This is a genomic window from Nonlabens sp. SCSIO 43208, assembly GCF_050703575.1.
GTDB classification, from domain to species: domain Bacteria; phylum Bacteroidota; class Bacteroidia; order Flavobacteriales; family Flavobacteriaceae; genus Nonlabens; species Nonlabens tegetincola.
This window is the reverse complement of sequence record NZ_CP065365.1, coordinates 1,080,573-1,093,587: the sequence shown is the minus strand read 5'-3', so window position 1 is coordinate 1,093,587 and position 13,015 is coordinate 1,080,573. Positions and strand designations below refer to the sequence as shown.

At 37.1% G+C, this 13,015-nt stretch carries 10 protein-coding genes; 1 reads left to right on the top strand and 9 read right to left on the bottom strand.

Translation table 11 applies throughout. The features are described from left to right. Window position 1: 1 nt before the first annotated feature. From I5168_RS05220 to I5168_RS05190, 7 genes are read right to left on the bottom strand one after another with little or no spacing between them, the layout of a single operon-like run. Window positions 2-1,081: a cytochrome c oxidase subunit II gene (locus I5168_RS05220; protein WP_042279518.1), complete on the bottom strand. Its 1,080-nt coding sequence runs from the start codon at window positions 1,079-1,081 to the stop codon at window positions 2-4. A 27-nt stretch (window positions 1,082-1,108) separates the two neighbouring features. After that, complete coding sequence (locus I5168_RS05215; RefSeq protein WP_105018014.1) at window positions 1,109-2,470, bottom strand: quinol:cytochrome C oxidoreductase; 1,362 nt, start codon at window positions 2,468-2,470, stop codon at window positions 1,109-1,111. An 18-nt stretch (window positions 2,471-2,488) separates the two neighbouring features. After that, complete coding sequence (locus I5168_RS05210) at window positions 2,489-3,187, bottom strand: c-type cytochrome (RefSeq protein WP_060523680.1); 699 nt, start codon at window positions 3,185-3,187, stop codon at window positions 2,489-2,491. Beyond that, window positions 3,187-3,723, bottom strand: a complete 537-nt coding sequence (locus I5168_RS05205) for a DUF3341 domain-containing protein (protein WP_042279511.1) — start codon at window positions 3,721-3,723, stop codon at window positions 3,187-3,189. Before I5168_RS05205 ends, I5168_RS05210 begins: the two co-directional genes overlap by 1 nt. 5 nt (window positions 3,724-3,728) lie before the next feature. Further along, complete coding sequence (gene nrfD / locus I5168_RS05200; RefSeq protein ID WP_042279509.1) at window positions 3,729-5,165, bottom strand: NrfD/PsrC family molybdoenzyme membrane anchor subunit; 1,437 nt, start codon at window positions 5,163-5,165, stop codon at window positions 3,729-3,731. 27 nt (window positions 5,166-5,192) lie between these two features. Further along, entirely contained in the window at window positions 5,193-8,264 is a 3,072-nt protein-coding gene (locus tag I5168_RS05195) for a TAT-variant-translocated molybdopterin oxidoreductase (RefSeq protein WP_431472617.1), read from the bottom strand. Window positions 8,265-8,284: 20 nt separating this feature from the next. Continuing rightward, window positions 8,285-9,622, bottom strand: coding sequence for a c-type cytochrome (locus I5168_RS05190; protein WP_431472616.1), 1,338 nt, complete (start codon window positions 9,620-9,622; stop codon window positions 8,285-8,287). Between the two features lie 189 nt (window positions 9,623-9,811). Here I5168_RS05190 and I5168_RS05185 point away from each other — a divergent pair, with 189 nt between their 5' ends. Continuing rightward, entirely contained in the window at window positions 9,812-10,177 is a 366-nt protein-coding gene (locus I5168_RS05185) for a translation initiation factor IF-2 (RefSeq protein ID WP_042277213.1), read from the top strand. Window positions 10,178-10,327: 150 nt separating this feature from the next. Here I5168_RS05185 and I5168_RS05180 read toward each other — a convergent pair whose 3' ends face one another. Together I5168_RS05180 and kbl are read right to left on the bottom strand one after the other, a co-directional pair. Further along, window positions 10,328-11,692, bottom strand: a complete 1,365-nt coding sequence (locus tag I5168_RS05180; RefSeq protein WP_431472615.1) for an OmpA family protein — start codon at window positions 11,690-11,692, stop codon at window positions 10,328-10,330. A 117-nt stretch (window positions 11,693-11,809) separates the two neighbouring features. Continuing rightward, entirely contained in the window at window positions 11,810-13,003 is a 1,194-nt protein-coding gene (kbl, locus tag I5168_RS05175) for a glycine C-acetyltransferase (RefSeq protein ID WP_431472614.1), read from the bottom strand. Between the last annotated feature and the right edge of the window lie 12 nt (window positions 13,004-13,015).

The following is a 13,015-nucleotide window of genomic DNA, read 5'->3' as shown; positions in this document are numbered from 1 at the left end:
TTTAATTTTCAGCGTTTGCTAAAGTTGTTCCTATTGTTTTTTGTTCTGCAATCCATGCATCGAAGTCTTCCTTCTCTTCAACTACTATTTTCATTTGCATGTTGTAGTGTGAGGCACCACAAATCTTATTACAAAGTAAATAATACTCAAACTCGTATGGATCTAAAGCTACGTCGCCGTTAGCTTCTAATTCCTTACTTCTTTGTCGACGAATTTCATTAATCTTACTAACTTTTTCCGTCATAAACTCTGTACTCTTATATTCTTCAGAAGTTACAGTAGGAGTAAACTTAAATTGAGTAACCATTCCAGGAACCACATTCATCTGTGCTCTAAAATGTGGAAAGTATGCTGAGTGTAGAACATCCTGACTTCTAAACTTGAAAAGCACTGGACGATCCACAGGTAAGTGTAATTCTGTAGTTACTACGTCATCTTGACCGTCGGCATCGGTAGGATCAACTCCTAATTGATTAGCACCTTCAATAAATCTAACATTTGCATCACCTAACGTATTGTCAGCACCGCTGTATCTAGCTTTCCAACCAAACTGGTAAGCATAAACTTCTACAACAATTGGATCATCATCCATGTTAGCGTCCATAATGTCATTCCATGAGAATAAACCCCATAAAATTAGTCCAGCAAGAACTACTACCGGAATTGCTGTCCAAATAAACTCTAAACGATCGTTATCGGCATAAAACAAGGCTTTTTGACCTTTTTTACCGTGGTATTTATAAGAAAAATAGTGTAATAAACCTTGGGTAAGCACCTGTACAATCATGATAATAATTGTAGAAGTAAATAAAAGGCTGTCATACTCAGTACCATGTTCAGATGCTGCATCAGGTAAGAAAAAATCATCATACGCAATAAAACATGCGATCATCATGATGTAAATACCGATACCAAAGTATAGCATGAACTGGCCATTACGTTTGTTATCTTCATCGTTAGCTATTTGAGCCTCGGCACCATTGGAACCAGATGAAGCTTTACCTAAACTAACAATCTTTGAAATTTGCCATGCTGAAACGGCAATTAAAGCTGCGATTAATATGATAAGAAATGCTGTCATTTCAATAGTTTTCTTTTGTTAAGTAGATTAATAATGGAAATGCTTACTCTCTTTTAAATAAGGATCTCCTTTGGCCAATAATGGTGCTTTAGAAATGGTGTTAAACACATAGAATAAGAAGATTCCACCAAACATTAGGAATGATCCTATTTCTGGTAAACCTATGAACCATGATGCACCTACTGTAGCAGGCATAACCATAACGTAAATATCTAAATAATGACCAACTAGTATAAATAAACCTGCTGTTACAACAAACCAGTTAATTCTCTTAAAGTCAGAATTCATAAGTATAAGCAATGGAAACAAGAAGTTAATTGCTACCATTCCAAAGAATACTAAGTTATAATCCTCTATACGAGTTACGTAATAAGTTACTTCCTCTGGAATATTAGAATACCAAATAAGCATAAACTGAGAGAACCATAAATATGTCCAGAAAATACTAACACCAAACATGAATTTAGCTAAATCATGTATGTGTGAGTCATTAACAAACTCCAAATATCCTTTTGACTTAAGATAAATTGTTACCAAAGCAATAGTCGTAATACCAGAAACAAACATACTTGCAAAAACATACCAGCCAAATAATGTTGAGAACCAGTGTGGATCAAAACTCATGATCCAGTCCCATGACATTATTGATTCGGTTACAATGAAGAATACAAGAAATGCTGCACTGTGCTTAAAGCCTTTTTTATACCATGCAATATCACCGTCTTTTGCCTCATCTTGTTTTAAGGAGAACTTACGAATGTTCCAACGATATAAATTCCATCCTATTAAGAATGCTGCAGCTCTTGCAAGGAAAAATGGAATATTTAAAAAGCCGGTTTTACCTTGAATAATTTCATCGTGTGCTACAACATCTTCATCCATCCATATAAAAATGTGGTTTAGATGAAATGCAGATATTAACAATAAAATAAACATGATGATTCCTCCAGGCAGTATATAACTACTGATACCTTCCATAACCCTAAACAACACAGGAGACCAACCAGCCTGAGCAGCTTTTTGAATAGCATAAAAGGCTAAAACACCTAAACCAATCATAAAGAAAAAGAATGCTGCAACATACACAGCAGACCAAGGTCTGTTAGTTAATTGGTGGTAAACATGCTCGGCATGTGACATTTCGTGAGATTCACCATGAGCTTCATCACCGTGTGATTCCTCACCATGAGTGTTATGATGATCATTCGTGGCATCCTCAAAATTCACTGTACTTGCTCCATGATGATCACCATGATGCTCGTTTTCCAGCATTTGTTCTACTTCTGCAAGATCTGCTGGACGGTTTATAAAACCAAACACAGTCATAATAAGACCTACTACAAACAGTATTCCTGCAAAAACTTTTAATTTACTTGATAGCGTATACATAAATATCTATTTACGGCCTTACTCGCCTTCAGTTGTTGTTGAATTGTTATCAGTATCGTTTGAATCAGCTTGCTGAGTTTCATCAGCAGGTGCTTCCATAACAGGAGCCTTACCAGCATCATCTCCATTTACAAATTCTCTTTTTTCCTCACCTTTAAGATCACGAGTAAGTGCATCAACATGATGAGCGATTTGCCATCTTTCCTCAATCGAGGTTTGTGAAGCATAGGATCCCATAGTGTTTATACCATAATACATAACATGGTATATAGAACCTTGAGTTATTTCTCTACTGTCATAACTAGGAACACCTAGGATCTTTTCATTCTTCACTAATATTCCTTTACCATTTCCACTTGTTCCGTGACATACAGCACAGTATATATCGTATAATTCTTTACCCTTTGCTAGGTTAGCCTCGGTATACGGTAATGGGTTATTTAGGTTCGCTTTCGCGGAAGCGTAACCTTCATTATTATTTTCATAATCATACGGCATCCAACCTCTAGAAATCGTTCCTTCAACAGGTTTTTGGGCCTCTACATTACCAGGAAAAATTTCAGCCTCTTGGTAAGTTTCATACCCAGCTGACCTGTACATGTTTGGGAAATACTGAACAGAACGATCTGTTTTAGTACTTGTTTCGTTATCATTCATACAAGAAACCATAACAAGTCCCAATGCTGCGTAAATGAATGTTTTAAAAATTCTATTCATTAGTGCTCTTCTTTGTCGATTACTTTAATTTCTGTTGCTCCAGTGTCATACATAAAACGAGACATTTCTTCAATATCACCTTTTACATCAACTTCCATAAGGAAATGATCATCTGTAGTTCTTACGTCTGGGTTTTCAGCCTTTTTAAATGGCCATAATCTACTTCTTAAGTAAAAAGTTATAACCATAAGGTGAGCTGCAAAAAATACCGTAAGTTCAAACATAATAGGTACAAATGCTGGCATATTTTCTAGATATGAAAAACTAGGTTTACCACCGATATTTTGTGGCCAGTCTTCTATCATAATATAGTTCATCATAGTAGTTGCTACCGCTAGACCTACTAATCCGTATAAGAAAGCGTTAATCGCTAATCGCGTATCTGCTATTCCCATAGCTTTTTCAAGACCGTGAACAGGAAAAGGAGTAAAAACTTCCTCAATATGATAATGCTTTTCTCTTACTTGCTTAACTGCATTAAGCAAAACATCATCATCGGTATACATTACATGTAATTTCTTATTTGACGCTGCCATAATTATTATGCGTTAGGATGAGCTAAAGTGTCGCCAGAAGCATCACCGTGAGTTGTCGTTTGTTTGTTATCTCTAAGAGCTTTGTATTTACTACCACTTGCTTTAAGGATAGATTTCACCTCGGCCTGAGCTATTACTGGGAATGTTCTTGAGTACAGTAAAAACAGTACAAAGAAGAATCCTATAGTACCGATGAAAATACCTGCATCAACAAATGTTGGTGAGAACATAGTCCATGATGAAGGTAAGTAGTCACGGTGTAGAGATGTAACAATAATCACAAAACGCTCAAACCACATCCCTATATTTACTACTATCGAGATAGCAAATGAGAAAAGAATACTAGTTCTTAATTTTTTGAACCACATAAACTGTGGAGAGAATACGTTACAAGTCATCATTGCCCAATAAGCCCATGCATACGGTCCTGTTGCTCTATTTAAGAAAGCATATTGTTCATACTCAACTCCTGAATACCAAGCAACGAATAACTCTGTTATATAAGCCACACCAACTATAGAACCTGTAATCATGATTACAATGTTCATAAGCTCAATGTGCTGTATAGTTATATAGTTTTCGAGATGACAAACTTTTCTCATTACAATAAGAAGAGTATTTACCATAGCAAATCCAGAAAAGATTGCACCAGCAACAAAGTATGGAGGGAAGATAGTCGTGTGCCATCCTGGAATCACCGATGTAGCAAAGTCAAACGATACAATGGTGTGTACTGAAAGTACCAGCGGAGTCGCTAGACCAGCTAGAACTAACGATACTTCTTCAAATCGTTGCCAGTCCTTTGCTCTACCAGACCAACCAAATGACAGTAAACTGTATATTTTCTTATTGAAAGGAGTTATTGCTCTATCTCTAAGCATTGCAAAGTCAGGAAGTAAACCTGTCCACCAGAAAACTAATGAAACCGATAAATAAGTTGAAATTGCAAATACATCCCAAAGTAATGGAGAGTTAAAGTTAACCCATAAAGAACCAAATTGATTAGGAATAGGTAAAACCCAGTATGCTAACCATGGTCTACCCATGTGAATAATCGGGAATAAACCAGCTTGAATTACGGAGAATATCGTCATTGCCTCCGCAGAACGGTTAATCGCCATTCTCCATTTTTGACGGAATAATAAAAGTACTGCCGAAATCAAGGTACCTGCGTGACCAATACCTACCCACCAAACAAAGTTGGTGATATCCCATGCCCAACCAATAGTTTTATTTAGTCCCCATACACCGATACCAGTAGCAACAGTATATGTGATACAACCTAATCCGTAAAGGAAAGCAATAAGGGAAATGGTAAATACTAACCACCACTGCTTATTTGCGACACCTTCAACTGGTGCTGCAATGTCTCGAGTAACATCGGTATAGGTTTTATCACCGGTTACTAGAGGTCTTCTTATGGGCGCTTCATAATGAGCCATACTATCTAGAATAAATTTCTTAGTTAATTATACGTTTCTCACTTTAACCTGATACATCACATTAGGTTCAGTTCCTACTTCTTCTAATAAGTGATACATACGGTCTTGTTGCTTTACTTTAAATATCTCAGAATCCTTGTCGTTGATATCTCCAAATGTAATGGCTCCATCAGAACAAGCATTTGAACATGCCGTAGCAAATTCACCATCTTTAACTGGTCTACCATCTTTCTTAGCCTCAAGGATTGTCATTTGAGTCATTTGTATACATAGAGAACACTTCTCCATTACACCACGAGATCTAACGGTTACATCTGGATTAATTACCATACGACCTAAATCATTATTCATGTGGTAATCAAACTCATCATTTCCATTGTATAAGAACCAGTTAAATCTACGTACCTTATAAGGACAGTTGTTTGCACAATATCTCGTTCCTACACAACGGTTGTATGCCATGTGGTTTTGACCTTGACGACCGTGAGAAGAAGCAGCCACAGGACAAACAGTTTCACAAGGTGCGTGATTACAGTGCTGACACATCACAGGCTGAAATGCTACTTGTGGATTGTCTGCTGGAATTTCTAATTCACCAAATCCTCCTAAAGAACCATTATCTCCAAATAAGCCTTCAAACCCGTCTTTTTTAGACTCATCTCCTTCAAAGCTTTCAGTGGAAGAATAATATCTATCAATTCTTAACCAATGCATGTCACGAGATTTTCTAACCTCGGTTTTTCCTACAACTGGTACGTTATTTTCAGCATGACAAGCTATTACACATGCACCACAACCAGTACACGCATTTAAGTCAATAGACATATTGAAATGATGCCCTACTGATCTGTCAAAACTTTCCCATAAATCAACATCAGGAGATGTTACTGGTGTCTCGATATGATTTAACGAAACTTCAGGCATAGGATTGAACTCATCCTTGTTACCCGTTTTATAGGTAGCTAAATCTGTTTCCCTGATGATATCACGACCCATCATCGTGTTTTGCAATTGCGTACAAGCAAATTCATGAATACCATCAGCAAGAGCTACGCTAGCAGACTGCACGTTTAAACCATCTTTATAAAATGGATAAGCGTTTACACCTGTTTGCATTTCCTCTTGTATAGCCTCTTTCTTACCGTAACCTAGAGCTACACCGATAGTTCCAGGAGCTTGACCTGGCTGGATAAGTGCTGGAAGCTTTTCTGTCTTTCCATTAACCGTTACATTAACATAACTACCATCAAGCGCACCATTTGCTACGTTATAGTTTTCTACACCTAATGATTCAGCATCTTTTTGAGAAATAGTAACGTAGTTATCCCAAGTCGTACGAGTTATAGGATCAGGTAATTCTTGCAACCATGGATTATTTGCCATGGTTCCATCACCTAGACCAGCTTTTGTATATAAAACAAGTTCATAGTTACTAGGTTGTTTCGCAGAGCTTAGCTTACTTAAAGCTGAAGCAGCGCTTACTGTAGAAGAAACTGGAGCATCAACTTCTCCTTCTTCTACAACAGGACCAGAATAAGCGTAAAAACCATCGTGTAAAGATTGGTTCCAGCTAGCTCCATTTATAGAAGCTGTTTCCTTAACTAAATCACTGTAACTACTCGTTGATCCAGCCCAAACAAGAAGAGAATCTTCCGCTTGTCTAGTATCAAACAATGTATTAATCGTAGGCTGTGTTAAATACACATACCCTTTTTTTATTTCAGTATCACCCCATGCCTCTAAGTAATGAGGAGTTGCTGCTACATAATCACTTTTAACAGCAGTGGCATCAGCACGTGTTGCTAATGATATCTTAGTAGATACTTTTGTTAACGCTTTCGCGAAAGCGTCATTATCATCATAACTATAAACAGGATCAACATCTGCAAATATCACAACACCTACTTGACCTGCATTCATTCTAGAAACCAAACCTTTAACGGCTTTTCTGTTTCCTTGACGTGTCATAATAGGCGCTTTAACATCTGCAATCGAACTTGCTAAAGCCTCATTTATCTCAAGCGTAAGAAGCTGTGCTTCCATACTAGGTAAACCACAAAGAACTACAGCTTTACTACCAGCTCTTTTTAAACTAATTGCAGCTTGCTCAACAGCCTTAGACAGCTTATCAGAAAGCTTTGGACTAGGTCCGCCAACAATCTTACTATACAAAGCAGCAATGATGTGCTTTTGTTCAGTTGGAGTTACAGGGAAACGTCTGTCAGCATTTGCTCCAGAAAGCGACATATTAGACTCAAACTGAATGTGCTGTGACATCTTACCGTTTTTAGGAACACGTGACTGCCCATAGCCTTTATTAAAACCACCACCTTGCCAATCACCAACAAAATCTGCACCAACGGAAACTATAGAAACAGCATCGGTGAAATTATAATCAGTAAGCGCTCTTACGCCGTACTTTGCATTAAATGCATCTAGCGCTGCGTCCTCACTTACCGTATCATAAACGGTAATAGTTGTGGTAGGATAAGCTTCTTTAAACTTCGAAATCACTTTGTTGTACGTAGGACTTGCAAAAGTTCTAGACAAAATCGCAATCTCTTTACCAGCAACACCTGCCAATTTTTCTTTTACTTGACGATCAAGCTGAGACCACTCAACTTGCTCACCATTTGCAGTTGGATACTGCAACCTATTAGTATCATATAAAGAAAGAACAGAAGCATGAGCTCTAGCACTAGCACTACCACGGAAGGCAGCATCTTTATTATTTTCAACTTTAATAGGACGCCCTTCCCTAGTCTTAATTAAAACACTTGCGAAGTCGTAACCGTTTGCTATGGTTGTTGCATAATAATTAGCCATACCAGGAATAATCCTTTCAGGCTGATTAACGTATGGTACCGAATTAATTACAGGACCTTCACATGCAGCAAGTGATGCTGCTGCTGTACTAAAACCAACATACTTTAAAAAGTCACGTCTAGAAGTACTTGAAGACTCCATAGCCTCATCATTACCTAAGAACTCATCTGTAGGTATCGGACTAGCGAATTCGTTTTGCTCTAAGCTTTGGATAATTTCATTATCATCCTGAAGCTGTGCTGTACTTTTCCAATATTTCTTTGTAGTAGCCATATATCTCTATAACTATTTTATTAATAGTGGCATTTACCACATTCAAGTCCACCAAGATCAGCGATAGTCAATTGACGTCCACCTCTTTTCTCAGACAACTCTTTATGAATTTGCTCGTAGTATCCATTTCCTTTAAGATCTACGTTTGTTTCTCTGTGACAGTTAATACACCATCCCATAGTTAATGGAGAATACTGATACATAACTTCCATTTCCTCTACAGGACCGTGACAAGTTTGACATTCTATCTTACCTGCCGTAACGTGTTGAGCGTGGTTGAAATAAGCAAGATCTGGAAGATTGTGTATTCTTACCCAACGCACTGGCTCACCTTCACCTGCATACTTCATTTCATCTGGATTCCAACCAGTTGCCTTGTATAGCTTCTGAATTTCTTTATTGTAATCAATACCATACTCATTCATACCTTCTTGATACGTTTCTTCAGAAACCTCGGCAATAGACTTGTGACAATTCATACAAACGTTCAATGAAGGAATACCTGAATGCTTTGACTCTCTTGCACTAGAGTGACAATATTTACAATCAATTTGATTTGTTCCTGCATGGATTCTATGCGAATAATGAATAGGTTGAACTGGCGCATAACCTTGATCAACACCAACACTCATCATTGCTCCATATACAAAGTACAGACTTGCAAACAATAAGACAATTGATGTAACAAGAACTAAGAATTGATTTTCAACGAAAGCTTTCCATATAGGCTTTCTATCCAATTCTTCCTCATCAATGATTTCTGTCTGGATACCATTAGCTTCAGCAAAACGCTTAAGCGTTTTATTCACCCCTACAAGCAACACTACAAGCAACAATAACACTATAGCTAAAGCAGCCAATATAATATTGTTTGTCATGGAGTTATCACCACCTGCCACTGCACCACCTTGCTGAGCACCTGCCACAGCACCAGCGGCTTTTTCTGGCTTTGGAGTATCTGTATAAGCAAGAATATTATCTATATCCTGAGTAGAAAGACCAGGAAAAGCATTCATGTTTTGTTGTCCCCACTCGTTGTAAAGTGCAACCGCTTGCGGATCACCACTAGCTATAAGCGCTGCAGAGTTGTTTATCCATTTATACAACCATTCTCTGTCATACTTTTCAGAAACACCGTTAAGCGCAGGACCTACTGCTTTTTTGTACAGCTTGTGACATGCAGCACAATTAGCATTAAAAAGCTCTTTACCCTTGGCCGCATCTGCTCCACTAGCCTGAGCTGCTGCCGGTTCACCTGCACTTGCGTCATCTTGAGCCATCGCTGTTGTTGAGAACAACACAATTGCGAGGGCTAGGACAAATCGCCATGCAGAAAAATGCAATTTTTTGTTTATCATTTCGTTATTGATTATTACAATAAATTTGGCATAATTATTTCAGTTATTCACTGAATTTAAGCTCCTGCAAAAATAGGTTATAAAAGGTTTATTTTTGCATGAGTGAAATTGACTAAAATAATTTATAATCTGTCTAAATAAAGATATCGATAGAATCTATATCCCTTTATTTACTAAGTACTGGTCGAAATGAAAAAATTAATCTTACCAATTGTTTTTATAGCATTTAGTATAAACTCAATTGCACAAAACAACACACAAGTAGAAGAAACTACTGTGAATGAATTATTTGCAAAAAAAGTAGCCCTAGAAAAGGATGGTAAATTTAAGGACAGATTTACTATACAACTTATCTACGGAGGTCGAGAAGTAGCTACAAAAACCAAGGCTAAATACGATAATTTAAATCTTTCTTGGCCCAGTGAATTAAAATGGGAATCACCTAATCATAAAGTTTGGATTGGCAAATTCAGAAATCGACTGGAAGCAGATCGTGCACTTTTAGAAATTCGTGAGCACTTCCCAGATGCCTTTATACTTAAACCTCAGAGTTAACATTATTTAATTGAATGTATTAATGCCAGATCTCATTTTATTGATTCTGGCATTTTTTTATGCTTTCGCGAAAGCGTAGATAAAGAATTCACAATAAAAAAGCCACCTTATTAAGGTGGCTTTTTATTATTAGGATGTAATATTATTACATTACTTTTTCAAGTTGATCTCAACACGACGGTTTTGAGCTCTACCAGCTTTAGTATTGTTTGAAGCAATTGGTTTAGTTTCACCGTAACCCATTGCACTCAATCTAAATTCTTGGATACCGTTTTGAACTAAGTATTCTTTAACAGAAAGCGCTCTGTCATTCGATAATCTTTGATTAAAGCTATCAGAACCTCTACTATCAGTATGACCATCGATAGAGAATTTTGCATCTGGATATTTCTTTAAAATTGAAATAATGTCTGCTAGCACTTCTTCAGATTGTTTTTTGATAGAAGCTTTAGCCGTATCAAAAAGAATAGTCTTTGCATATTCGTTTAATTGTGCTTGCTCTTGTTGAGTAGGTACAGCAGGCTTAGGACAACCTTGCATTTCTTTAACACCTGGAGTTTTAGGACACTTGTCTTCAGAATCTTTTATACCATCTCCATCAGTATCAGGACATCCGTTGAATGCAGCAAGACCTTTTACATTTGGACAATCATCTGCGCTATCTTTAATACCATCTCCATCAGCATCAGGACAACCCATTAAAGCTACAAGACCTGCAGTTTCAGGACACTGATCGTCTTTATCAAGAACACCATCTCCATCAGTATCAGGACATCCTTGATTTTCTGCTGGTCCAGCATTATTAGGACAAACATCTTCACTGTCTTGGATACCATCACCGTCAGAATCTGGACAACCCATGAACTCTTCTAATCCTGGAGTTTCTGGACACTTGTCATTATTATCAGTTATACCATCTCCGTCTGTATCAACAGCACCCCAAATGAATTTCACACCAGCAGAGTGTTGCCAGTGCTTAGGAAGACCATCTTCAAACGAGTGCTTATAGATAGTATTAACATTGAATAGAACATTCTCCATCACTTTAATATCAAATCCAGCTGTACCGTTAAATGTTCCAAACCCATCTTCTTCTAACCATTGGTATGAACCACCTACTCCTAAATAAGGATTAAAAACATCAGATCCATTCCATATCTCACGTAAGTTGTAGCGTAATCCACCATCAAGAGCTACATATGATAGCTCTTCAATTTTAGTATCACCTGCTTGATCTATCCTGTTTAAAGAGAAAGCTCCAGTAGCGACAATACCATCACCTACATAGTATCCTAATTCAAAACGACTAGGTGCAGGCATAAGGTTATAATGATCTACATTAAAAAACTGATCAAAATAATCTCCTAGACCTTGATCTTTTTCTCCTACAGGATACAAATCGATAGCATTTACTCCTATAGAGAAAGACCATCTATTTGAGGCATCCTGAGCGTTTACAAACGCCGCAGAAACTAAGGCAGCTCCTACAACAACATATTTTAGTATTTTCTTCATGTTGGGGTTATTATTAAATTATTTACGGACAAAATTAACGGCTTACTCACTTTTTACAAGTTTTTTCCGATATATTTTACACAAATTCAGACTTTTTGTCAAAATTTTAATGTTTAATTATATAATACCTAACTCTTTACCGACTTTTTCAAAGGCTTTAAGAGCTTTATCTAAGTGAATTTGATCATGAGCCGCACTTAATTGTACTCTTATTCGTGCTTTTTCTTTTGGAACTACAGGATAAAAGAACCCTATTACATAGACACCTTCTTTTAATAGTGCATCAGCCATATTTTGTGAAAGTTGTGCATCGTATAACATAACCGGAACAATTGCACTATCTCCATCTATTATATCAAAACCTAAATCTTGGAGACCTTTTTTGAAATAAGCTGTATTGCTTTGCACTTTATCTATTAAAGCAGTACTAGAGTCTATTAACTCCAAAGCTTTAATACTTGCTCCCACAATTGATGGGGCTAATGAATTACTGAATAGATATGGTCTAGATCGTTGTCTAAGGATTTCAATAATTTCCTTTTTGGCACAAGTATATCCACCCATAGCACCACCTAAAGCTTTTCCTAAGGTTCCTGTGATAATATCAACGCGACCTAAAACACCTTTTGCCTCAAGCGTACCTCTTCCTGTATCTCCCAAGAATCCAGCTGCATGACACTCATCAACCATGACAAGAGCATCGTATTTATCAGCTAAATCACATATTTCATCAAGAGGAGCTAGCAATCCATCCATCGAAAAAACACCATCTGTAACAATCACCTTAAAACGAGCCCCATCTTCATTTGCTTGAATCAGTTGTTTTTCAAGATCTGACATATCACCACTGGCGTACCTATACCTACCTGCTTTACACAATCTAACACCATCAATTATTGATGCATGATTTAAAGAATCAGAAATAATTGCATCCTCTTTTGTGAGTAAGGGTTCAAAAACACCACCATTGGCGTCAAAACAAGCCGCATACAATATAGTATCTTCTGCTCCATAAAAATCTGCTAACTTCTGTTCCAGTTCTTTATGAATATCTTGAGTTCCACATATAAATCTTACTGAGCTCATTCCAAACCCATGAGAATCCAATGATTTTTTTGCTGCCTCAACCACTTCGGGATGAGATGACAGTCCCAAATAGTTATTGGCGCAGAAGTTAATCACCTCACTACCGTCATTCAATGTTATTACCGCATCTTGAGGAGAAGTTATTATACGTTCCCTTTTATATAATCCGGCCTCTTTAATTTCGGCGATTTCTTTTTGTAAATGTTCTTTAATTGATCCGTACATAAACTTAATTTT